At 39.9% G+C, this 24,002-nt stretch carries 27 protein-coding genes; 1 reads left to right on the top strand and 26 read right to left on the bottom strand.

The genetic code is table 11. From position 1 onward, the window contains the following. The 22 genes from lepB to J2S10_RS08500 all read right to left on the bottom strand — a co-directional run bounded on the left by lepB (window position 1) and on the right by J2S10_RS08500 (window position 20,860). A complete protein-coding gene (gene lepB / locus J2S10_RS08605) occupies window positions 1-558 on the bottom strand; it encodes a signal peptidase I (RefSeq protein WP_307406506.1) in 558 nt (185 codons plus the stop codon). Window positions 559-782: 224 nt separating this feature from the next. Further along, on the bottom strand, window positions 783-1,127 hold the full coding sequence (gene rplS, locus J2S10_RS08600) for a 50S ribosomal protein L19 (protein WP_307406791.1): 345 nt from the start codon (window positions 1,125-1,127) through the stop codon (window positions 783-785). Window positions 1,128-1,272: 145 nt separating this feature from the next. Continuing rightward, window positions 1,273-2,016 (bottom strand): tRNA (guanosine(37)-N1)-methyltransferase TrmD, encoded by a 744-nt coding sequence (trmD, locus tag J2S10_RS08595; protein ID WP_307406504.1) that lies wholly within the window; start codon window positions 2,014-2,016, stop codon window positions 1,273-1,275. After that, window positions 2,016-2,531, bottom strand: a complete 516-nt coding sequence (rimM, locus tag J2S10_RS08590; RefSeq protein WP_307406502.1) for a ribosome maturation factor RimM — start codon at window positions 2,529-2,531, stop codon at window positions 2,016-2,018. The genes trmD and rimM overlap by 1 nt, the downstream gene beginning before the upstream one ends. 14 nt (window positions 2,532-2,545) lie before the next feature. Beyond that, window positions 2,546-2,932 (bottom strand): YlqD family protein, encoded by a 387-nt coding sequence (locus J2S10_RS08585; RefSeq protein WP_307406500.1) that lies wholly within the window; start codon window positions 2,930-2,932, stop codon window positions 2,546-2,548. Window positions 2,933-3,026: 94 nt separating this feature from the next. After that, window positions 3,027-3,257, bottom strand: a complete 231-nt coding sequence (locus J2S10_RS08580) for a KH domain-containing protein (RefSeq protein WP_307406498.1) — start codon at window positions 3,255-3,257, stop codon at window positions 3,027-3,029. A gap of 12 nt (window positions 3,258-3,269) precedes the next feature. After that, on the bottom strand, window positions 3,270-3,542 hold the full coding sequence (gene rpsP / locus J2S10_RS08575) for a 30S ribosomal protein S16 (RefSeq protein ID WP_307406496.1): 273 nt from the start codon (window positions 3,540-3,542) through the stop codon (window positions 3,270-3,272). Window positions 3,543-3,631: 89 nt separating this feature from the next. After that, window positions 3,632-4,984 carry a signal recognition particle protein gene (gene ffh / locus J2S10_RS08570; RefSeq protein ID WP_307406492.1) on the bottom strand — a complete coding sequence of 451 codons (1,353 nt, stop codon included), beginning with the start codon at window positions 4,982-4,984 and terminating at the stop codon, window positions 3,632-3,634. A gap of 12 nt (window positions 4,985-4,996) precedes the next feature. Beyond that, window positions 4,997-5,329: a putative DNA-binding protein gene (locus J2S10_RS08565; RefSeq protein ID WP_307406490.1), complete on the bottom strand. Its 333-nt coding sequence runs from the start codon at window positions 5,327-5,329 to the stop codon at window positions 4,997-4,999. Window positions 5,330-5,528: 199 nt separating this feature from the next. Then, a complete protein-coding gene (gene ftsY / locus J2S10_RS08560; RefSeq protein ID WP_307406488.1) occupies window positions 5,529-6,515 on the bottom strand; it encodes a signal recognition particle-docking protein FtsY in 987 nt (328 codons plus the stop codon). Between the two features lie 16 nt (window positions 6,516-6,531). Further along, window positions 6,532-10,098 (bottom strand): chromosome segregation protein SMC, encoded by a 3,567-nt coding sequence (gene smc, locus J2S10_RS08555; RefSeq protein ID WP_307406486.1) that lies wholly within the window; start codon window positions 10,096-10,098, stop codon window positions 6,532-6,534. Window positions 10,099-10,150: 52 nt separating this feature from the next. Further along, the gene (rnc, locus tag J2S10_RS08550) at window positions 10,151-10,894 is read right to left on the bottom strand and encodes a ribonuclease III (RefSeq protein WP_307406482.1); all 744 of its coding nucleotides are present in this window, start codon (window positions 10,892-10,894) and stop codon (window positions 10,151-10,153) included. Window positions 10,895-11,055: 161 nt separating this feature from the next. Then, window positions 11,056-11,289, bottom strand: coding sequence for an acyl carrier protein (gene acpP / locus J2S10_RS08545; RefSeq protein ID WP_307406479.1), 234 nt, complete (start codon window positions 11,287-11,289; stop codon window positions 11,056-11,058). A 71-nt stretch (window positions 11,290-11,360) separates the two neighbouring features. Next, on the bottom strand, window positions 11,361-12,104 hold the full coding sequence (gene fabG / locus J2S10_RS08540; protein ID WP_307406477.1) for a 3-oxoacyl-[acyl-carrier-protein] reductase: 744 nt from the start codon (window positions 12,102-12,104) through the stop codon (window positions 11,361-11,363). Then, complete coding sequence (gene fabD / locus J2S10_RS08535) at window positions 12,101-13,048, bottom strand: ACP S-malonyltransferase (RefSeq protein WP_307406475.1); 948 nt, start codon at window positions 13,046-13,048, stop codon at window positions 12,101-12,103. The genes fabG and fabD overlap by 4 nt, the downstream gene beginning before the upstream one ends. 13 nt (window positions 13,049-13,061) lie before the next feature. After that, window positions 13,062-14,066 (bottom strand): phosphate acyltransferase PlsX, encoded by a 1,005-nt coding sequence (plsX, locus tag J2S10_RS08530; RefSeq protein WP_307406473.1) that lies wholly within the window; start codon window positions 14,064-14,066, stop codon window positions 13,062-13,064. Between the two features lie 12 nt (window positions 14,067-14,078). Further along, entirely contained in the window at window positions 14,079-14,645 is a 567-nt protein-coding gene (fapR, locus tag J2S10_RS08525; RefSeq protein ID WP_307406789.1) for a transcription factor FapR, read from the bottom strand. A gap of 169 nt (window positions 14,646-14,814) precedes the next feature. Beyond that, window positions 14,815-16,863 (bottom strand): ATP-dependent DNA helicase RecG, encoded by a 2,049-nt coding sequence (recG, locus tag J2S10_RS08520; protein WP_307406471.1) that lies wholly within the window; start codon window positions 16,861-16,863, stop codon window positions 14,815-14,817. Then, on the bottom strand, window positions 16,853-17,743 hold the full coding sequence (sdaAA, locus tag J2S10_RS08515; protein ID WP_307406469.1) for an L-serine ammonia-lyase, iron-sulfur-dependent, subunit alpha: 891 nt from the start codon (window positions 17,741-17,743) through the stop codon (window positions 16,853-16,855). Before sdaAA ends, recG begins: the two co-directional genes overlap by 11 nt. 237 nt (window positions 17,744-17,980) lie before the next feature. Continuing rightward, complete coding sequence (sdaAB, locus tag J2S10_RS08510; RefSeq protein ID WP_307406467.1) at window positions 17,981-18,643, bottom strand: L-serine ammonia-lyase, iron-sulfur-dependent subunit beta; 663 nt, start codon at window positions 18,641-18,643, stop codon at window positions 17,981-17,983. 139 nt (window positions 18,644-18,782) lie between these two features. Next, window positions 18,783-20,462: a DAK2 domain-containing protein gene (locus J2S10_RS08505; protein WP_307406465.1), complete on the bottom strand. Its 1,680-nt coding sequence runs from the start codon at window positions 20,460-20,462 to the stop codon at window positions 18,783-18,785. A gap of 35 nt (window positions 20,463-20,497) precedes the next feature. Then, window positions 20,498-20,860: an Asp23/Gls24 family envelope stress response protein gene (locus J2S10_RS08500; protein WP_307406463.1), complete on the bottom strand. Its 363-nt coding sequence runs from the start codon at window positions 20,858-20,860 to the stop codon at window positions 20,498-20,500. Window positions 20,861-21,157: 297 nt separating this feature from the next. Here J2S10_RS08500 and rpmB point away from each other — a divergent pair, with 297 nt between their 5' ends. After that, window positions 21,158-21,346, top strand: a complete 189-nt coding sequence (gene rpmB / locus J2S10_RS08495; RefSeq protein WP_307406461.1) for a 50S ribosomal protein L28 — start codon at window positions 21,158-21,160, stop codon at window positions 21,344-21,346. A gap of 191 nt (window positions 21,347-21,537) precedes the next feature. Here the strand turns inward: rpmB and spoVM are convergent, their stop codons facing one another. The 4 genes from spoVM to rsgA form a co-directional block, all read right to left on the bottom strand. Further along, entirely contained in the window at window positions 21,538-21,621 is an 84-nt protein-coding gene (gene spoVM / locus J2S10_RS08490) for a stage V sporulation protein SpoVM (protein WP_035445740.1), read from the bottom strand. Window positions 21,622-21,717: 96 nt separating this feature from the next. Beyond that, window positions 21,718-22,365, bottom strand: coding sequence for a thiamine diphosphokinase (locus J2S10_RS08485; protein WP_307406459.1), 648 nt, complete (start codon window positions 22,363-22,365; stop codon window positions 21,718-21,720). Between the two features lie 57 nt (window positions 22,366-22,422). Further along, on the bottom strand, window positions 22,423-23,067 hold the full coding sequence (gene rpe / locus J2S10_RS08480) for a ribulose-phosphate 3-epimerase (protein WP_307406457.1): 645 nt from the start codon (window positions 23,065-23,067) through the stop codon (window positions 22,423-22,425). Window positions 23,068-23,069: 2 nt separating this feature from the next. After that, on the bottom strand, window positions 23,070-23,951 hold the full coding sequence (rsgA, locus tag J2S10_RS08475; protein WP_307406455.1) for a ribosome small subunit-dependent GTPase A: 882 nt from the start codon (window positions 23,949-23,951) through the stop codon (window positions 23,070-23,072). Window positions 23,952-24,002: the final 51 nt, after the last annotated feature.

Raw genomic sequence — 24,002 nt, 5'->3', positions numbered from 1 at the left:
CTATTTCACTGATTCGATATGTACGTCTTTTAAAGGCCAATAAACAATACTTGCTTTACCGATTACCTTGCTCATCGGAATCGCCCCGATATGACGGCTGTCTTTACTAAAGCGGCGATTATCTCCCATGACAAACAATTCCCCCGGCGGTACTGTTTCACGGCCAATTTTTTCCTTTAAGGTAAATGGGTCTGTTAATGGTCCGTCCTCTACCTGTTTCTTATATTCATCCAAATATGGTTCTTTATACGCTTTTCCATTTACATATAACGTATCATTTTTATACTCAATTCGGTCACCTGGAAGACCAATTACCCTTTTTATGTAATCTTTATTTTCCGGTGCATGAAAGACAATGATATCAAAGCGCTTTGGCTGTCCTACTTTATAGGCCAGTTTATTAACAATCATTCTATCCTGATCGTGTAAGGTCGGCATCATCGACAACCCATCTACCACAATTGGAGCAAAAAGAACGTAGCGAATAACCCCTGCAAGCAAAACAGCAATTAAAAGGGCCTTCGTCCATTCCCATAGTTCATTTTTCTTTTTAGTCATTCTATAGTCCCCACCAATCTCTGCAAAAAAATGTTTTATAAAGCCTATTTTACATAACTTCAGTACATTTAACACGATGGGATAAAGTTTTTAATCAAACTTTAATCGTTTGTTTAAAAATCAGAAACAATTTGGTTTAGCCCACTAACATTATTTTTACATAAGGAGGAAAAGATATGTATGAAAAAAGAGCCTGCTCACAAGCAAGCTCCTTACTTTTCATATTATCGAATCTCTTTAATTCTTGCTTTTTTACCGCGAAGTTTACGCAAGTAGTAAAGCTTAGCACGGCGGACTTTACCGCGGCGGATTACTTCAAGCTTCGCAATTTTTGGTGTGTGAACCGGGAATGTACGCTCAACGCCTACACCGTAAGAAACTTTACGAACTGTGAAAGTTTCGCTAATTCCACCACCACGACGCTTAATCACAACACCTTCGAATAACTGAATCCGCTCACGAGTACCCTCGATAACTTTAACGTGTACACGTACAGTATCACCAGGACGAAAAGCTGGAAGATCAGTGCGAAGTTGTTCTTTTGTGATTTCTTCAATCAATTTTTGCATCGTTTTCAACTCCTTCCAACAGACGCTCATGCATATCTATCTACATTTCCATTGCAGCGGAACATCGTTATAAGACTCTGTCCGAATTTAATTCATCTTAAGTCACAAGAAGTATCTTAACATAAATGAAAGACCTGTGCAATCATTACTTGTATTCTTTTTTCACTTCTTGTAACCATTTTTCCTGCTCTGCAGTCAATTCCATATTATCTAATAAATCCGGACGGCGAAGAAGCGTGCGACGCAGTGCCTCTTTGTTACGCCACTCTTCGATTAATTTATGATTACCTGATAATAGGATGTCCGGGACCTTCATTCCGCGAAAATCGGCAGGTCTTGTGTAGTGCGGGTGTTCAAGCAAACCTGTGCTAAATGAGTCCTTCATATGTGACTCCTGATTGCCCAACACTTCAGGCAAGAGCCGAACCACACTATCGATTACGACCATTGCCCCGAGCTCTCCTCCCGTTAAAACATAGTCACCGATAGAGATTTCATCTGTGACCACATGTTCACGAATTCTCTCATCATAGCCTTCATAATGCCCGCAAATAAAGATTAAATGATCTTCCCTGGCCAATTCTTCGGCTTTCCTCTGGTCATAACGTTCTCCTTGCGGACAAAGAAGAATTACCTTTGTATTTTTGCTGTCCGTATTTTCCTTTAGCGTAGCAACAGCATCGAAAATCGGCTGTGGCTTTAGCACCATTCCTGCACCGCCCCCATATGGGTAATCATCGACGGAATTATGTTTGTTATCAGCATAGTCGCGAAAATTGACAACATTATATTGGACAGCTGATTTTTCAGCTGCCTTTTGCAATATGGATTGCCCGAAAACACCGGTAAACATTTCCGGGAAAAGCGTAAGAACATCAATCTTCATCATTAAAATAACCCTTCCATTGGGTCGATAACAATGACTTTTTCTTTTACATCTACTTTTTTAACCACGTCATGGATATAAGGGATCAACAATTCTTTACCACCCTTGCCTTTTACCACCCAAACATCATTAGCACCCGGAGTAAGAATTTCAGTAATTTTACCGATCTCTTCTCCATTTACTGTTACAACATGACAGCCGATAATTTCGTGAAAATAGAATTCGTCTTCTTCCAAATCACCGAGTTGTGATTCCGGAACCTTCAGAATACCATCGCGAAACTTTTCAACATCATTGATGTTTTCTAACCCTTCAAAAGTAAGCAACTCAAAATTCTTATGACTACGATGGTTTTTGATTGTTAATTCAATCGGTGTATTCGATTTCGGTAAAAATAAATTCAAAACATTCCCGACCTTATAACGCTCCTCAGGGAAATCGGTCCGAGAGATAACCCGAACTTCACCTCTTATCCCGTGGGTATTGACGATCTTCCCGACATTAAACCATTTTTCCATCTCGTTTTTCACCTCTATCGTATTTCTTCAATGACGCCATCCCTTATAATAATTGTCGGTTGTCCCATACGTTCATCCCATATGTCTCCAACCTTTATTTCAATAAGGGCTTGTACATCTTTTTCCTTTAATTCACTGCCTAATGGTAGCATATGTAGTTGTTCAATTTGAAACTCAAGGAGCTTTTCTTTTTCATATCGCTTTTGAATTTCTTTTTCAAAGTGTTTCTTTAGTGCACTTGGTTGAAACTTTTTCGTTTTTTCAAGTTTCTTTAATTCAAATTGTAGTTGTTCGTATTCTTTTTGCATTTGCAGCTTCCGGGCAAAATATTTTTCAAGTAGTTTTTGTTTGCTGGTTTCCGTTAAAATCTGCTTTACCACAACAGTTTGAATTAGTTGCATTCCTCTGCCACCTTCATCCATTCTAAGATTTTATCTTTTTTGAATGAGCAAAAAGGGAGGGTTTTTACCCCTCCCTTCATCTAGATGCAAAAAGCTATTCACCAATTTCTAGAAAAATTTTCTTTTGTTGTGATGATCCTGCTGCATAAACAACAGTTCTAATGGCCTTTGCAACGCGCCCCTGCTTACCAATCACTTTTCCCATATCCGTCTTGTTGACAGAAAGCTGATAGGTTACCCGGTTGTCATCTTCGACGACATCCACATGAACGTCTTCCGGAAAATCAACAAGGGGCTTAACAATCGTTTCGATTAATTGTTTCATCGTCGACTTCGATTACTTGCTTAATTTAGCATTATGGAATTTTTCCATGATGCCTTGGTTTGAGAACAGGTTACGAACTGTATCAGATGGTTTAGCACCGTCTTGTAACCATTTAAGAACTAATTCTTCGTTGATTTCAACTTTAGCTGGTTGTGTAACTGGATTGTATGTTCCAACAATCTCAATATAACGTCCATCACGTGGTGAACGAGAATCTGCTACTACAATACGATAGAAAGGAGTTTTTTTAGCTCCCATACGTTTTAAACGAATTTTTACTGCCATTTTAAATAAGCACCTCCGAATAGTCTAACACAATAAATTATATTACCAGAATGTTAATATGTTTGTAAAGTCTTTTTTCTTTACAGGAATTAGAATGGTTTAAACGGAAATTTAAATCCGCCTTTTTTCTTTCCTTTTTGCTGCATTCCTGACATTTGCTTCATCATCTTTTTCATATCTTCAAACTGCTTCAACAAGCGGTTTACTTCAGGGACAGTACGTCCGCTTCCTTTGGCGATCCGTCGTTTGCGGTTTGAATTCATGATTTCGGGATGACTTTTTTCTTCTTTGGTCATCGACCTGATGATCGCCTCAACATGAGCTATTTGCTTTTCATCGATTTGCAAATTATTCAAACCTTTGATTTTGTTTGCACCGGGCATCATTTTTAATAATTCATCAAGTGGACCCATTTTGCGAACTTGCCCAAGCTGATCTAAAAAGTCGTCAAGCGTAAATGTGGCTGTCCGCATTTTCTGCTCCAGCTCTTTCGCCTTTTGTTCATCAACATTAGCCTGTGCTTTTTCAATAAGTGTCAGCACATCACCCATGCCAAGGATTCTGGAAGCCATCCTCTCAGGATGAAACGGCTCAAGAGCATCCATTTTCTCGCCAAGACCAACGAATTTAATAGGGGTTTGAGTGACAGCACGAATCGATAGAGCAGCTCCGCCACGAGTGTCACCGTCAAGCTTAGTTAACACAACTCCAGTTAATCCAAGTTGTTCATTAAAGCTTTGCGCTACATTCACAGCATCTTGACCTGTCATGGCATCGACAACAAGAAAAATTTCATCGGGTTTTGTTAATTCTTTAATGTCCTTTAGCTCGTCCATTAAAGCTTCATCAACATGAAGTCGTCCCGCCGTATCAATCAGCACATAATCATGGTGCTCTTCTTTCGCTTTGGCAATCGCTTGCTTCGCAATTTCCACCGGGCTCACTTGATCTCCCAGCGCGAAAACCGGCATATCAAGTTGTTTCCCAAGTGTTTGAAGCTGCTTGATGGCCGCTGGGCGGTAAATATCTGCAGCAACAAGTAACGGTTTGCGGTTATACTTTTTTCGAAGCAGGTTGGCAAGTTTACCGGTCGTTGTCGTTTTACCGGCTCCCTGTAATCCAACCATCATAATGACTGTAGGCGGCCTGTTAGAGGCAGCAATTTTACTTTGCTCGCCCCCCATTAATTCAGTCAGTTCTTCATTAACAATTTTAATGATTTGCTGACCGGGGCTTAAGCTTTTCAGCACTTCCTGGCCTACAGAGCGGTCACTAACTTTTTTAACAAAATCTTTTACAACTTTGAAATTTACGTCTGCTTCGAGTAGTGCAAGTCGGACTTCACGCATCATTTCTTTTACATCCGCTTCCGATACTTTCCCTTTTCCACGGATTTTTTGGATTGTATTCTGCAGTCGGTCGGCTAATCCTTCAAATGCCATTCATGCCGCCTCCTAATCAAGTTTCTCAAGCTCGGCAATTGCAATTAGCATTGCCTGCTTTGAAGGATGTTCCTCATTAAGCATTTCTTTGAAATGCTTTAAAAGCTTGCTGCGCTCTTGAAATTTCCGGAATAATAACAGTTTCTCCTCATATTCCTCCAGCATTGCTTCCGTACGCTTTATATTATCATATACGGCTTGGCGGCTAACATCGTATTCTTCAGCAATTTCTCCAAGAGAGTAATCATCTAAATAATAGAGAGACATATAGCTTTGCTGCTTTGGCGTTAACAACGAATAGTAAAAATCATAAAGATAATTCATTCGTGTCGTCTTTTCAAGCATGCTAATCCCTCCTTGTGTTAAGTGAAAAGCCTTTACAAATGTAGTTTACACAGTCAGACTCGGTCTGTCAAGAATATGTCTTTACATGTTAAGAGTTTAAAAACTTTAAAGATTTACGGAGAAGATATTTTTATAGATTCCCAATTCTTCGTAAAATGAAAAGCAGTATTTATAAAGAATACTGCTTTTCAATCATTCTTTATTCAGATTTTTCCACTTGGTCTGCAAATAACCCATAAACATATTTTTCAGCATCAAATTCTTGAAGATCGTCCATTTTTTCACCCAAACCGACGAATTTTACCGGGATGTTTAATTCATTGCGAATGGCAAGTACAATTCCGCCCTTTGCTGTTCCATCTAACTTAGAAAGAACAATACCACTAACATTTGTTACCTCTTTAAAAGTCTTTGCCTGGATTAGCGCATTTTGACCGGTTGTTGCATCAAGGACCAGCAGCACTTCATGCGGTGCACCGGGAATTTCTCTTTCAATTACCCGCTTCACTTTTTCGAGCTCTTTCATCAGGTTCACTTTATTTTGCAGACGACCGGCTGTATCGCATAATAATATATCTGCTTTCCGCGATTTTGCAGCTTGAATCGCATCATACATTACAGCTGCGGGATCAGACCCTTCAGCCTGCTTAATGACATCGACACCCACTCTTTCTCCCCAAACTTCCAACTGCTCGATCGCACCGGCACGGAAAGTGTCCCCTGCCGCCATTAGCACTTTTTTCCCTTCACTCTTAAATTTATGACCGAGCTTCCCGATAGTTGTTGTTTTGCCTACACCATTTACCCCGACAAATAAAATTACTGTCAGTCCATCCGCTTGAAAATTCAATTTTGAGGATTGTTCACCGCCTGTGTTGTAAATTTCGACAAGCTTCTCGGAAATGACACTTTGGACTTCCACGGGGTCTTGGATATTGCGGCGCTTCACTTCCATTTTTAACTCATCAATCAACTTCATCACAGTATCAAAGCCGACATCTGCTTGGATTAAAATTTCTTCCAATTCTTCAAAAAAATCTTCATCGACTTTACGGTACCTGGCAACAAGATCGTTTACCTTCCCGGAAAAGTTATTCCTTGTTTTGGTTAAACCTTCCTTAAATTTTTCCGTGACCGTATCCGTTTGTTTTGTGATCTTTTCTTTTAATTTTTTAAAAAAGCTCATTTTTTCACTTCCTTCTTTAAGATTCAACAAGCTCCTTTGTATCTTCTAATCGAACAGATACCAGTTTAGAGACACCGGATTCCTGCATGGTTACTCCGTAAAGCACATCTGCCTCCTCCATCGTTCCTTTTCGATGGGTAATGACGATAAACTGAGTTTCAGTGCTATATCGTTTTAAATATTGGCTGAACCGATGGACATTTGCTTCATCAAGTGCCGCTTCCACCTCATCAAGGATACAGAAGGGGACAGGACGTACTTTTAAAATTGAAAAAAGCAGGGCAATTGCCGTCAGTGCCCGCTCCCCTCCTGATAAAAGCCCTAAATTTTGAAGCTTTTTTCCGGGGGGCTGCGCAACAATTTCAACACCGGTATTCAATAAATCCACTGGTTCCGTAAGCCTAAGGTCTGCTCTGCCGCCGCCAAAAAGAGCGCGAAAAACCGGTGCAAAGTGTTCGCGAATTCCTTCAAACGTTTGTTGAAAACGTTTCTTCATTTCTTCATCCATCTCTTCAATAACTTGAAAAAGGGTATCTTTAGCTTCCTGAAGATCAGTTCGTTGTTCATTTAAAAACTCATAGCGCTCGAAAACACGATCATACTCTTCAATTGCTCCAAGATTAACATTTCCGAGCTCATCAATTGCTAATTTTATTAGTTTTACCTTTTTACGAGCTTCATCTACCGGAATCGTTAATGGAAATTGCTCTTTTGCACCTTCAAACGATAATAAATACTCTTCCCGAAGATGGGCAAGGCGATTTTCAAGCTCCACATCCAGGCGGTTAATCTTCACATCTTCATCCTTTAGAACCTCGACCATACCCTTATGAAGCCGCTTTAATTCTTTTGCTTCTATTTCTGAATCTTCAAGGACCGTTTGAAGCTCCAGGCGTTCCTGTCTTCTTGAAGAAATAAGTTTAATTGTTTCTTCTTTATCCTGCTGCTTTCGCTTGGCAGCCGCATCTAATTGTTCTTCGCCCGATGAACTATTCGTCATTTCAGATGATAACAATTGCAGATCTTCCGTGTAAATCGTAAGCCTATGTTCACTTTCTACCAAGTCATCTTTTATCAAGGCTAACCGTTCTTTCGAATTTAAAAACTGTTCATTTTTTGATGCAAACTCTACCTTTAAATCACTTATTTCATTTGTAAGTGTTTCTTTCGATGTCAAATCACTTGTCTTTTGTTGTGTTAGCTTCACAATTTGATCATCCAAAGCAGCAATATCCGCGATATAGGTTTCCATTGCCTTGGACAATTCTTGTTTTCTTTTCAATAATGTCTCTTGATCTTCGGTAAATTGTCCCTTCTCCAGATCATAAATTGCTAAACGGTCATTAATATTCTTTTCTTCGAGCTCTGCATGAAGAAGATCTCCTTTTAATGACTGTTCCGCTAATCTTAATTCTTCTCCGTCTTTTCGCATGTCTTCCAGCTGGAATTGATCCTTTTGAATATCTTCTTTTAATGTTTTAACGGTTGCTTCTAAACTAACTGTTTTGTCATTCATGAAAACCAGTTTTTCTTTTAAATCTTCAAGCTCACCTTTTCGTGTTAAGAGTGAAGAAGTTTTTTGCTTAACGGCTCCACCTGTCATTGATCCGCCGGGGTTAACGATGTCACCATCGATCGTAACCAAACGTACGCGATATTGGAGAATCTTCGCCAATTCATTTGCACCCTTAAGGTCCTTCGTTATTACTACATTGCCCAATAGGTTATTCATGACCTCTGCATACTTTTGCTCAAACTTAACAAGGCTAACCGCAGGACCTATTAATGACGGATGGTTCTGGATGGATGATAATTGTGCTGAAGATAACGGTCTGCCTTTAATCACACTTAAGGGTAAAAAAGTGGCCCGGCCATATGAATTCTGCTTTAAATATTGAATTGCCACTCGAGCATTCTGCTCTGTATCAACGACAATATGCTGCAGAGCTCCTCCAAAGGCTGTTTCAAGAGCTGTCTCGTACTCTTTCGGAACGGCCACGAGTTCCGCAACAGCCCCCTCAATCCCATTTAGATTTTTCCCGCGGGCCTTAAGAACTTCTTTTACTCCCTGAAAGAAACCGGAATAATCCTCTTCCAGCTCTTCAAGCATTTCTTTTCTTGACTTCGCCTGTTGAAGAATTTGATAAGCTTGGTATAAAGTCTTTTCTTGTTTTTCATAATTGGTTTTCAATGATTCAAAGTTACGCTGTTGTTCGCGAAATGCTACCACTTGATCGGCCAGTTTCTTTTGAATCTCTTCCAAAGCTTGTTGGATTTCAAACTTTTTTGTTTGTGCAATTTGTCGGTCTTGAATGAATTTTTCATTTTCGGCATCAAGGCGGGAGCTTTTTCTCCCCTGAGCTTCGAGCTGTTGTTCAATATACTTCAGCTCATTTTTTGCACCTGCTTGATCATTAAGAAGCTCAATGTACTCACTTTTTAATGAATCAATTTTTTCATCAATATTTTCTGTATATAGCAGCAGTTTATCCTGCTTGTCCTTTAACATTGCCTGAAGTTTTTTTGCTTGTTCGCCAAGGGCTTTTACAGACTCCGCCTGTGTTTCACGATTGTTTTTTAGCGTCCTTAACTTTTCGGTTAAGTCAGTAATGTTTTTTTCCAGCTGCTCTTTATTTTGGGAGGCATTTTTTTTCCGTTCCTTTAAAACTTCTTTTCTCCCCTCCAGCTTTTCAAGTTCTTCACTTGCATGGAGGAGAACATTTTGCAAATCGGAGATTGATTCGTCCAAGGCGGTAAGATGATCCCTGGTTTCTTCGATTTGCGCTTCCTTTTTTTGCAGGCGGGCAGAAAGCGTAAGTTCCTCTTGCTGATGTTCCCCAAGCTGCTTGGTGAGCATTTCCCATTTTTGATGTAGGTCTTCAATTTCATAAACCGTTAAGGCAACTTCTATTTTTTCCAGCTCTTCTTTTTTTTCTAAATAGTCCTTTGCCATTGAACTTTGAATTTTCAAGGGCTCTACTTGGCCTTCAAGCTCATGTAAAATATCATTAACTCGGTTTAAATTTTCCTGTGTTTCCATCAGTTTTGCTTCGGCTTTTTTCTTACGATTTTTATATTTTAAAACCCCCGCAGCCTCTTCAAAAATTGTTCTGCGGTCCTCCGCTTTACTGTTTAAGATTTCTTCTACCTTTCCTTGGCTGATAATCGAAAATGCTTCTCTTCCAAGGCCGGAATCCATAAATAAATCAATTATATCTTTAAGCCTGCACGCCTGCTTATTAATTAAAAATTCACTTTCACCCGAGCGAGATACTCTTCTGGTCACACTTACCTCATTGTAATCAATTGATAATCCTTGATCCTGATTATCAAGTGTTAAGGTAACTTCAGCATAATTTAGAGCTTTTCTCGAATCACTTCCCGCAAAAATGATATCCTCCATTTTGGAGCCTCGCAGTGATTTAGCCGATTGCTCTCCTAATACCCAGCGGATTGCATCGGTAATATTGCTTTTACCGCTTCCATTAGGACCTACCACTGCTGTTACTCCAGGGACAAAATCCACTCCAATTCGATCAGCGAAAGATTTAAATCCAATGATGTCCAACCGTTTTAAAAACATTTCTTATCCTCCCTTTACTGACCGGGATTTCTCCTAAGCATTCAAATTGTCGTTATAAGGTTGTTTTTGCTTTTAGTACCTCCAACGCCATCTGGGCTGCATGCTGTTCCGCTTCTTTTTTGGATTTTCCTGTACCTATCCCCAATTGTTCTTCATTTAACAAGACTCTGGAAACAAATTCCTTATTATGAGCAGGTCCTTTTTCTTGGAGAACGCGATATTCAATCACACCTGTCCCATCACGTTGAATTAATTCCTGCAGTTGGCTTTTAAAATCCATCACATGAGAAAAAGCACCTGCATTAATTTTAGGAAACACCACTTTCTCGAGAAATTCAATGACACTTTCAATTCCTTTATCCAAATAAAGTGCTCCAATGAATGCTTCAAAAACGTCTGCAAGGAGTGCCGGACGCTCTCTTCCGCCGGTCATTTCTTCCCCTTTTCCTAACAGAATTAATTTTCCAAAACAAAGTTCATTGGCTAGTGTTACTAACGACGGCTCACAAACAATCGCTGCCCGGAGTTTTGTCAATTCCCCTTCACTCATCATTGGATATTTTTTAAAAAGAAATTGGGATACGGTAAGCTCGAGTACGGCATCTCCTAAAAATTCCAGCCTTTCATTATCTTCATAAGGCTTTCTGCGATGCTCATTCACATAGGATGAATGGGTAAAAGCTTGCTTTAATAATTTTTCATTTTCAAAACAAAAGCCAATATATTGTTGAAAATCTTTAAATTGATTTTCTTTTGCGCGATTGTTCAATTCTTTTTCATTCCCATTTTTGCGCATAAAGTCTCCACCTTGCATTTAGTTTACACACTTCATTACTTTAGTTTAAAAAACTTGCTGTCAAAACGCAAAGAAACTTGGCAGCAATATTGAACTGCCAAGTTCTATTTTACAGAAGAAAGCCCCGTTTGAAAACGGAGCTTTGTGAGTAAATCCAACGATTACTTCGTGCTATTTATGTAATTAACAGCATCACCAACTGTGCCGATTTTCTCAGCATCATCGTCAGAAATTTCCATATCGAACTCATCTTCTAATTCCATTACTAGTTCAACTACGTCAAGGGAATCAGCGCCAAGATCCTCTTTAAAAGAAGCTTCAAGCGTAACTTGAGACTCGTCTACTCCTAAACGGTCAACGATGATTTTTGTTACACGTTCTAATACATCTGCCATGCTTGTTCACCTCCCCTCAAGCTATTATAGAGTATTTGCCTAAAATAATAAATGCAAATTTAATAAAAAAATTACATTACCATACCGCCATCAATATGGAGGGTCTGTCCTGTCATATAAGCTGAATCATCGGATGCAAGAAAAGCTGTTACTTTTGCAATATCTTTAGGTTCTCCTAATCTGGCCAAAGGTATCTGCTTTAACATCTCTGCTTTTATTTCTTCAGTTAATTTATCCGTCATATCGGTTGTTATAAAGCCCGGTGCGATCGCATTAACCGTAATATTGCGTAAAGCAAGCTCTTTTGCCGTCGTTTTGGTGAGGCCAATAACGCCGGCTTTTGCTGCAACATAGTTCGCTTGGCCGGGATTGCCGCTGACACCAACAATAGAAGCAATGTTGATAATCCTGCCAAGGCGTTGCTTCATCATTTGCCTTGTCACTGCTTTCGTGCATAGGAATACGCCTTTAAGATTAATATTAATGACATCGTCCCATTCTTCTTCCTTCATTCTCATTAATAAATTATCCTTTGTTATTCCGGCATTATTAACAAGAATATCAAGTTTACCAAAACGATCAATGGTTGTTTTTACCATTTCATTCACTTCTTCTGAATTTGAAACATCACACTTTACGGTAAATGCATCTCTACCAAGGGCTTTTATTTCATCGACTACTTCATTTGCTTTTGCTTCACTGCCGGCAAAATTGACGGCTACATTTGCTCCCTGTCTTGCAAGTTCCAAGGCTATTTCTCTGCCGATACCTCTTGATGCACCCGTAACAAGAGCTGTTTTCCCTGCTAAATTCATAGTCTTTCCTCCTTTAGCGCGTCAATTACTGCTTGAGCGCTTTCTTCATCCGAAACGGAATACGTTTTTGCCGAACGGTTAATTTTTTTAATTAAACCGGAAAGTACCTTACCCGGACCTACCTCGATAAACGTATCTACCCCGAGGTCAATCATTTTTTGGACAGAATCCTCCCATAAAACCGGGGAATAAAGCTGTTCAATTAATTTTTCCTTGATATCAGAGGCTGTACTCATCGGTTCAGCCGTTACATTTGCCACGACTGGAATTATTGCATCCTGCATTTTCAAACCATCCAATACCTCCCGAAGTTGGGCGGATGCCGGTTTCATTAAGGAAGAGTGGAATGGTCCACTTACCTCTAATGGAATAACTCTCTTCGCACCTGCTTCTTTTGCTTTTTCCCCTGCCAGGTCCACACCTTTCCTTGAACCGGAAATAACAATTTGACCCGGGCAATTTAAATTAGCAAGAGAAACTGGAAAACCAGATTGATCAATTTCGGCTGTAACAGTTGAAAGACGGTCGCGGTCCAGGCCAAGAACAGCCGCCATCGTTCCTTCACCATTCGGGACGGCGCGCTCCATAAACTCTCCTCTTTTTCTAACTGCGTACACCCCTTCTTCAAAGGTTAGTGAACCGGCTGCCACAAGGGCGGTATATTCACCGAGACTATGACCTGCCACAAAATCTGCTTCTACTCCGGATTTTTTGAATAAGTCTAAAATCGCGATACTAGTCGTCAGCAAAGCAGGCTGAGCATTTACCGTCAAAGTAAGCTTTTCCTGCGGTCCATCAAAAATGACGTTACTTAGCTGATCTTTCAGCACCTCGTCTGCTTTCGTAAAATACATCATTACCTCAGAATTCTTTTCAGCCAAATCTTTTCCCATTCCGACCGTTTGTGACCCTTGACCTGGAAATACAAAAGCTATCTTTCCCATTTCAGCACTCCTTTTAGCGTTCTAATTTAGAGGTTTTGGATTCTTCCACCGTTTTTTTTATTTGTGTAACAACATCTTTTCCTACCATTTCCCGTGTTTGCCGAATAGCACTGAATATTGCTTGTCCATTTGAAGAGCCGTGGGCTTTAATGACTGGAGCTTTTAAGCCAAACAAACCAGCACCGCCATACTCCGAATAATCCATGGTATTCTTTAATGAATATAAATTCGGCTTCAAAACCGCTGCAGCCAATTTACTTTTGAGGCTGCTAGTTAAAACTGTTTTTAGCATCTTAAACATAGAAAGTGCGGTACCTTCAATTGTTTTCAAAACCATATTGCCCGTGAATCCGTCGGTTACCACAACATCGGCTACACCTTCAAGCAAGTCCCGTGCTTCCACATTACCGACAAAATTCAAATCGGCATTTTTTAGAAGGTCAAATGACAACCTTGTCAGTTCATTACCCTTTTTTTCCTCTGTTCCAATATTTAAAAGGCCAACTCTCGGATTACTGATTCCTCTAACTTTTTCACTATAGATAGAACCCATAATCGCATATTGCAGGATATGTTCAGGTTTCGCATCGGCATTTGCGCCTACATCAAGCAGCAAAAACCCCTCTCCGCCTATGGTCGGAAGTGTAGGGGAAAGGGCGGGGCGATCGATACCTTCAATTCTCCCTACTACAAAAAGTCCTGCAGCCATTAATGCCCCCGTATTACCTGCTGAAATACATGCATCTGCCGAACCATCCGCTACTTGCTGTGCAGCAAGAACCATCGATGCATTTTTTTTGCGACGCACCGCCCTTACCGGTTCATCTGTTCCCAATATTACCTCAGTTGTATGTAAAATTGTAATTCGATCATGTTTCGTTAAACATTCTTTAATTTTATTTTCATCGCCGACGAGGGTGATCTGTATATCAGGAAATGCTTCTACGGCTTTCATTGCCCCAATTACGATTTCCTTGGGTGCGTGGTCACCGCCCATTGCATCGATTGCTAGTTTCATTTTCCTCATCCTTTAATTGTTTTTCGACCGGTACATTTCAAATTCTCCTAAAAAAACAAGCTCATTATTCACATAGCTGTTGACTTCAACAAACGTTCTTCCAATTTCCTCATCTATTTTCAATACCTTGGCTTTGGCAATGACCCGCTCATTTTGGTTTACGGAACGTTTAAATTGAATATTCGCTTTTGCGGTCAATGCTAATTCATCATTAATGACGGCGACTGCAAGAGAATTGGCCTGGGCAAAAACATGATGCCCCCGGGCAATTTGGTTCCGCTTAAAAACATGCTCTTCTTTTACGTCAAAAATTGATATCGCACTATGGTCTAAATCTATATCAATAATTTCACCGATCACTTCTTCTATGGGTAATGAGCGAACTTCATCGTCAAATCTCGTCTCAGCAACATGTTTTATCCGTTCGCGCAATTCCGGAATAGATAATTCTAATCGATCAAGGCGAATGGTCTGAACACTCACTTGAAATTTTTCCGCAAGTTCTTCATCGGTTATAAAGGGATTGTCTTTAATTGTAGTCATTAACAATTGCTGCCGGTCTTTTTTTCTTCTTCTCATCATTAACTCACACCGTCCGAGATCTTATGACTAGGTACTAATAGTAGTATAAAATTTGAAAAAGCAGATTGCAAGATTTACTTTCAAAACTCGCCCTCTGCTTTCTCTAAAATCGTATTTAATAAATTCCGTTTTCCTCCCGAAAAGGGAATTTCCTACTAAAATCATGTTAGTCGAGCTTTTCCCCTTCTAAAACTCCTGATTCCTCCAGCGTATTTCTTAAGTGTACATAATCAGGTGAGGTCCAAAAGCTTTGAGATTGGATCAAAATGGACGCATCTGACCGAGCCGTTTCAAGCGCCCGGTAATCATGAACCATATCGGCAATTTTGAATTCAGGGATTCCGCTTTGTTTTTTTCCAAAGAAATCCCCAGGACCTCTTAGCTCTAAATCCTTTTCACTTAAAACAAAGCCATCGTTAGTTTCGGTCATGATTTTCATTCGTTCCTGCCCCACTTCCGACTTTGGTGCGGCAAGTAAGATACAAAAAGATTGGTCGCTGCCCCTTCCGACACGGCCGCGAAGCTGATGAAGTTGAGATAGGCCGAATCTTTCGGCATCATAGATAACCATCATCGTCGCATTTGGAACATTGACCCCTACCTCCACAACGGTTGTTGAAACAAGGACCTGTACTTCATTTGAACTGAATGCCTTCATGACAGTGTCCTTTTCGTCTGAGCTTAATCGCCCATGCATGAGTCCAACGTTATAGCGGTTTTGAAAATAGTGTGTAAGTGTAGTGTGCACATCAATTGCATTTTGTACATCAAGCTTTTCTGATTCTTCGATTAATGGGCAAATAACATAGGCTTGATGTCCTTTTACTAATTCTTTTTCCACAAATGTGAGGACACGTTCAAGCATCTCAGGCTTAGCCCAATATGTCTCAATGGCTTTTCTTCCTGCAGGCATTTCATCAATAATTGAAACATCCATTTCGCCAAAAACTGTAATCGCGAGTGTTCGGGGAATAGGAGTTGCTGTCATAAATAGAACATCAGGATTTTCACCTTTTTCACGCAGTACCCTCCGCTGCTCAACACCAAAACGGTGCTGTTCATCAGTAATGACAAATCCTAATTTTTGAAAAGAAACCTCATCTTGAATCAGAGCATGTGTCCCTATTAAAATATCAATCTTTCCTTCAGCTAAATCCTGAAGAATTTCCCTTCTTCGTTTTCCTTTCACAGAACTGGTTAATAATTCGCACCTGATAGAAAAAGGATCAAGTAAACTTTTAAGTGATTCGGCATGCTGTTCCGCTAAAATTTCCGTCGGGACCATTAACGCACCTTGGAAACCGGCTGTAACTCCTGCGTATAATCCGATGGCAGCTACTACTGTTTTTCCCGAACCAACATCCCCTTGCAGGAGACGGTTCATTCGGTATGGCGATTTAAGTTCTGTTAAAATTTCATTAACGACCCGTTTTTGAGCATTCGTTAATGGAAACGGAAGACTTTCAATAAACTTTTTTAATTTGATTAGATCATAGTTAAGTGTGAGCCCGGGTGAGTGCTCTCTTTCAAACTTCCGCAATGCTTGCATTTTTAATTGAAACAAAAGAAATTCCTCATAAACAAATCGCCGCCGTGCTTGCTTTAGATCCTCGGAGTTTTGCGGAAAATGCATCGCCAAAAGAGCATCGCGGCGATTTAACAGCCTGTATTTATTCGTTAACGTTACGGGTAGATTTTCTGAAATCAAGTTTCCAAATTGCTTAAATGCCAGATTCATAAATTTTCTGATGCCCTTCGTGGTGAGCTTTCCCTTCAAGGCATAAACAGGTTCAAAATCCTTAGCTTTCGCATTCGTTCCTACTTGCATTTCATTTGCCGTAATCGTTTGCCGGTGTGCATCCCATTTACCTGTAACTGTAATTGTTTCATTCATGATGATTTTATTTTTCAAATACGGTTGGTTAAAAAAAACTACCTTGATGAGATACCGGTCCACAAGCAATCGGATTGTTAACCTTGATTTCTTTCTTCCATGATAGACAAGAGAAGGTTCACTATGAACCTTCCCTTCTACGGTAACTTTCTCCTCATGCAAAACGTCCGCTAAATCGCGAAGACGATAATCCTCATAACGATATGGAAAATATTCCAATAAATCTTCAATTGTAAAAACGTTCATTTCGGCGAAGGATTCCGCTGTTTCCTCGCCAATACCTTTTATATTAAGAATGGTTTGGTTAAGATTAGGATTCACTTTTCTTTAGCGGAATACCGAAGATCTTTGCTTCTAGTTCACGACCTGTCGGCGTTGCCGCCAACCCTCCCTGCGCTGTTTCTTTAAGTGCCGTTGGCATGGATTGGCCTATTTTAAACATGGCGTCGATAACTTCATCGCAGGGAATACGGCTAGTAATTCCTGCTAAGGCCATGTCTGCTGCGACCATGGCGTTTGCCGCACCCATCGCATTTCTTTTTACACAAGGTACTTCAACAAGTCCTGCAACCGGATCACATACTAAACCAAGCATATTTTTCAAGGTAATTGCCATTGCTTCGGCACATTGCTCAGGTGTTCCTCCTGCCATCTCAACAATAGCCGCAGCAGCCATACCCGAGGCGGAACCGACCTCTGCTTGACAGCCCCCGGCAGCACCCGAAATCGAAGCGTTGTTAGCGACAACAAATCCGAAAGCTCCCGCTGTAAATAGAAATGATACCATTTGTTCTCTGGATGGATTAAGCTTTTTTTTCAGTGCGAACAATGTTCCGGGAACTACACCGGCTGAACCGGCAGTAGGTGTGGCACAAATCGTTCCCATTGCAGCATTCACTTCATTTGTAGCGACTGCCTTACTTACGGCATCAAGGACAGTTTCACCTGTTAAAAAATTTCCTTTTTCAATATAATTCTGCATTAGAACGGCATCCCCTCCCGTTAATCCTGAATGGGATTTCACTCCTTTTATTCCACGTTCGACAGCTTCTTCCATAACGGTCAAATTGCGGTCCATAAAAGCAATGATCTCTTCTTTTGATCTCCCTGTTACCGTTACTTCTTGTTCAATCATAATTTCTGATATTTTTTTATTTTGACTGATAGCGAGTTCAACTAATTCTGCTACATTGCGAAACAAATGACTTCACTCCTTGTTGTTATTGGCAATAGATAGTTTCAACATTGAAGTTAGAAAACTGTCTAGCTCCAGCGCCTAGGGGCTCTTTGGTCTACAGCCAATCCGACAGGAAGGTAAAGAGCAACCTTCCCGCCGGCTCGTCTTATGCTTGTCGCCCCTGACCACTAAGGAAAACTCCTTAGAATAATCCTCGCAGGAACAAGCTGTGCTTGTTCCGAAGGCGCTTCCGCTTTTCGATTAATCTACTATTTTGGTTACTTTCAAGATGTTAGGAAGCTGTTCTATTTCGTCTAAAATTTTACTGTCGATATTTTGGTCAACTTCGATGGTCATTAACGCTAGCTTTCCTTGTTCTTTACGGGATACTTCCATATGCCCAATATTGATTTCGTATTTTGCGAGGATATTGGAAACGCTCGCAATTGCACCAAAACGATCATTGTGGACAACTAAAATAGCAGGATGATTGCCGGAAAGCTTGAGTTCAAAACCGTTAAGTTCAGTCACCTCCATTTTTCCGCCGCCAATGGAAATTCCTACTAATTCAAGCTCGCCCATATCATCTCCAATAATTACTCTGGCAGTGTTGGGATGGTCAGTAATTGCATCTTCTTCGATAAAACGCAGTTTTATTCCACGTTCCTTAGCTATATCAATTGCATTTATAATTCGGACATCATCAGTTTCAAAGTCTAATATTCCGCCAACAATGGCTACATCCGTTCCATGACCTTTATAGGTTTTTGCAAATGAACCATATAAAGAGATATTGGCCCATTTAGGTTCCCTGCCAAATAAACTTCTTGCAACTCTACCAATTCTAGCTGCGCCTGCTGTATGTGAACTTGATGGGCCGATCATTACCGGGCCAATGATATCAAACACACTTCTATATTTCACTAATATTCTCTCCCTTATTTGGAAAGCGGGGATATCTATTTCTACTGCTTTCCGTTTAAATAAATGAATTTCAATCAAGGGAAAACCTAAATTAGGCAAAAAAATAGAAGGGATTCCCCCCTTCTATTTTATATGTTCCTTATTCAATTGCAAAGATAAAAGAATATAATGGTTGCTGGCCATTATGGATTTCTACGTCAATATCACCGAAATTTTCCTCTATATATTCTACAAGAGGGGTAACTTCTTTTTCGGAAACATCTTCACCGTATAAAATCGTGAGTATTTCTGAATCTTCATTTATCATTGTAGCTAGTAATTCTTGAGCCGCTGTTATTTTATCTTTGTTTTTAACAATTATCTTCCCATCAGAGATTCCCATAAAATCATCTTTTTCAATCTTCAATCCGTCAATATGGGTATCACGTACAGCAAAGGTAATTTGCCCTGTTTTAACATGCTGCAATGCTTCTGTCATCGCTTTCTCATTAGCTTTTACCTCTCCTGCGGGGTTAAAAGACAGAAGAGCACTCATTCCCTGCGGTACAGTTTTAGAGGGGATAACATAAATTTCTTCTTCTGCTACATCTGCCGCTTGTTGTGCCGCCATGATAATGTTTTTGTTATTTGGCAAAATAAATACTTTTTTAGCATTTACTTCCTTGACAGCTTTTATTATATCCTCTGTACTCGGATTCATCGTCTGCCCGCCTTCGATAACCGCATGAGCACCGATACTTTTGAATAACTCTGCAATCCCTGAACCCATTGAAACCGTTACAATTCCGTACTCCTGTTTTTCTTTTGGCTTCGATTTCCCGGAAACTAGAGGGTTATGCGTTTCTCCGACAATATTGGAGTGCTGCTGACGCATATTTTCAATTTTCATATTAATAAGACAGCCGTAACGCTGTCCATAGCTTAATACGTCTCCAGGCTGTTCTGAGTGAATATGAACTTTAACCAACTCTTCATCGGCAATCACAAGTAAAGAGTCCCCTAATCGGCTAAGATCATTTCGAAAAACATCCTCTTTAAAAGGATGCTTTTCTATCTTTTCCTTTTCAAACCTCACCATAAATTCTGTGCAATATCCAAATATGATATCTTCTGTGCTCATATGACTTTGCACACTCTTATGATGCTCAGTACTAACAAGTTCTTCCATTGATGGAAGTGCTGATGGAGAATCGGGAAGTTTTTCACCTTTTAACTCCGCTAGGAATCCCTCGTAAACAAAAACAAGACCTTGGCCGCCGCTATCAACAACTCCAACTTCCTTTAAAACCGGGAGTAAATCAGGTGTCCGCTTAAGCGATGCTTTCGCTTCCTTTAGAACTTCCTCCATGATATCGATAATATCATCTGTTTTTTGAGAAATCTGGACGCCCTTTTTCGCCGAATCCTTTGCTACAGTTAGGATTGTTCCTTCCACAGGCTTCATAACCGCTTTATAAGCCGTCTCTACCCCTGACTCCAGTGCCAAAGCAAAATCCTTTCCTGAAATTACGGATTTAGTTTCAACCGCTTTTGAAAATCCACGGAATAACTGTGATAGGATTACACCGGAATTTCCACGGGCTCCCATTAGCAATCCTTTTGATAGTGCCACCCCAACCTTACCGATATGTTCGTGAACATTATTTTTTACTTCCTTTGCACCTGAAGTCATAGATAAATTCATATTTGTTCCGGTATCACCATCGGGCACAGGAAAAACGTTTAACGCATCGACCATTTTCGCATTTGCTGCTAGATGATTGGCACCTTGTATCACCATCTCCGCAAAACGTTTTCCATCTAATGCTGTTATTGACACAAAACTTTCCTCCTCACTGGGGTTGTTACACGAACTTAAAGGTTCGTCACACGTACCCCCTGAACGTAAATATTTACCGAGTCAACGGCAAGTCCAACAGTCTTATCTAGCGTGTATTTAACCTTTGATTGCACGTTGTGGGCAACCTCGGATACCTTCGTTCCATAGCTAACAATTATATACATATCAATATGTACTTCCTCATTCTCTTGGCGGACAATAACACCGCGGGTAAAATTCTCTCTTCTTAATATTTCTGTAAAACCGTCTTTAATTTGATTTTTAGAAGCCATACCGACGATTCCATAACAATCGATTGCTGCGCCTCCAGCAATGGTAGCGATTACTTCGTTTGAAATATCAATCTGTCCGAACTTAGTTTTTAATTCAATGGACATGAATCGTTCCCCCTTTGGAAATTGCTCCTTGACTAAGGTCATTTTACTATACTCAATGGAATATTAAAAGACATACTTACGGGTCTCTAATAAGTGCATCCTCTAATATATGATGTCAAGGTATTTTTCTTGAAAGGTTTTTTCACAACTATTGCAATCAGATAAGTTGTATGATAAATTATTAAGGTATCTTTAGACTAGAAAATATGGCAAGACCATTTTTCTATATCCAGATGGAAGCATCTGAAATCATGTAAATGCTGCATAAGCTTTTGGTAGTTAAGGAGGGAAATCATTATGCCACGTAAATGTGTTGTAACAGGAAAGAAAACCACAACTGGTAACACACGTTCTCACGCTATGAACGCTAACAAGCGTACATGGGGTGCTAACCTACAAAAAGTACGTATTCTTGTTGATGGAAAGCCTAAGCGTGTTTGGGTTTCTGCAAGAGCGTTAAGAGCCGGTAAAGTAGAACGCGTATAATAATGATAGGGTATCCGAAAGGATGCCCTTTCTTATTTTTTGAACAAAATAGAACAATTAACCCCTTATCCTAAATTCCCATGTTTTTAGAATATCCATTCATACTCAAAATAAAAGGCACCCAAATCATATGGGTGCCTTAATGGTTTTGATGGTTGTATACCATATAACGAATTTATAAACTCATTTATCTATTCGTTTTTCTTAAACGCTCCAATCATCGCCCGGACAAGTCCGCCTAGAAATTTCGGCAGTTTAATCGTATAAAATTTCATACTGTCCCTCCTCAGCATCTCACACATATCCACTTTTTTCGTGCGCCCTTACATATTATTCAAACGAACGAAATCAGTACCTGCTAATTTACCATATTAATCATGACTTCTTATCACTATTAATATGCCTTCGGAAAATGAAAAAGTACCATGATCATCAATAAGTTCATTACTAATACATAATGTGGAACCGAGGAAAATATGACGATCTTTTAACGGAAATTTAAAACCTTCGAGGGTGAGGTTTGTAACATTAATCGTTACAGGAACAAATGAAATGTATTTTTCTGAACTCTTTTTTTCAATTGTATAATGCCCCGGACCTTTGACTGTCAATACATTTTGCCGGTCAATAAGATAGATGCTTGTCGGATATCCTTTGATAAGCGGGTTAACCAATAATTGAACATTTGCAAATAGATGATCCAGTCTTCCACCGGTTCCCCCAAACAGTTGAATTCTTTCAGGATTTTGCTCCAACGCCCATTCCAGGGCAAGCTCTGTATCTGTTTCATCCTTTTCCGGTTTAAATTTCTTCATTTCGTTTACTTGGCTTTCGATAGCCGTTAATTCTTCTGTAGTTACAGAATCAAAGTCTCCGAAAGCAATCATTGGTTTTATATTCCTTTGTATTAAATGAAAAACTCCTCGGTCCACTCCTACCCAAATAACATTTTCACCGGTAAATTTATTCAAATCTGGAAGAAGGTTTTCAGGGCCTCCTGCGACAATATTGATAATCATCGGACATCTCCTCTCATCGTAAGCAAAAAGCCGGCAAGCAGCCGGCTTTTTCCACGTTTATCCTCTTATTAATGATATAGCCTTTGCTCTGTCCTTTTCATTATAAATAGCCGATCCGGCAACGAGAACATTTGCGCCGGCTTCAATACACTGTTTTGCTGTTTCAGGATTTACACCGCCGTCAATTTCTATTTCAAGGTCTACCCCTTTTTGCTCAGCCATTTCTTTTACTTTTCTTATTTTTGGAAGGACCTCAGGAATAAACTTTTGACCACCAAATCCGGGATTTACCGACATTAGCAGGACCATATCAATGTCACCAATAATATGTTGAATCGAATCAACAGGTGTTGCCGGATTTAAAACCACCCCTGCTTTTACTCCAAATGATTTAATATGTTGGATGGTACGGTGCAGGTGTCTGCATGCTTCAACATGGACTGTAATGTAATCAGCACCTGCTTTGGCAAATGTCTCAATATATTGGTCAGGGTTTTCAATCATAAGATGTACATCTAAGGGAAGCTTTGTTATCGGACGAATCGCTTCGACTATTAATGGTCCAATTGTAATGTTTGGAACAAAATGACCATCCATTACATCGACATGAATATAGTCTGCCCCCCCTTTTTCAACATCTAAAATCTCGTTACCCAATTTTGCAAAATCAGCTGAAAGGATTGAGGGTGCTATTTTTACCATATTTAATACCTCGGCTTTCTATCTTTTATTTCCTGTAGGAAATCCAGATAATGTTCATATCGATAGTTAGGAATTTCCCCTGCTTCAACAGCTGCCTTCACACCACATTTTGGCTCACTAACATGCAGGCATCCGCGAAATTTACAATTCTCACTCATCCTCGCTAATTCCGGAAAACAAAAGGTTAGGTCTTCTGTTTCGATATCGGTGAATTCAAGTGAGCTAAAGCCGGGTGTATCAGCTACAAGACCATTTCCTATTTCGATAAGTTCAACGTGACGTGTCGTATGCTTCCCTCTGCCTAAATGTGAAGAAATATCATTCGTTTTCAGCTCAAGGCCAGGCCGTAAAACATTGAGTAATGACGACTTCCCAACACCTGATTGCCCTGCAAAGACAGAGATTTTATTCTCCACATGCGGGCTTAACCGTTCAATTCCAACTTCAGTTTCTGAAGAAGTTAAAAGCACTTCATAGCCTGCATCACGGTATTGTTTTGCATATTCCGAGATGGTTTGCTTTTGTAACTCGTTTGTAAGGTCCATCTTTGTAATACAAATAAGTGGCTTAATATGATTAAATTCGACCAACACAAGAAAACGATCCAATAGTACAGTACTAAAATCAGGTTCTACTGCTGAAAAAACAAGGATAGCCTGATCCACATTGGAAATAGGCGGACGTACCAATTCATTTTTTCTTTTTTTCACTTCCAGAATATACCCTTCCAGATCATTTTCAGCCTGAAAAACAACTTCATCTCCAACAAGGGGTGTTATCTTGTTTTTCCTGAAAACTCCTCTACCTCGACATTGGATTAATGCTCCATTGTGCAGTACATAATAAAAACCGCTTAATGCTTTTACAATTTTCCCTTCAGGCATAGCTACACTCCTCGCCCATTTACTTCCGGTTTGACGTATTTAAGAGCTTGA

This window comes from Neobacillus ginsengisoli (assembly GCF_030813055.1).
Note: the sequence above shows the minus strand (reverse complement) of the source record. Positions and strands in the feature narration are given on the sequence as shown.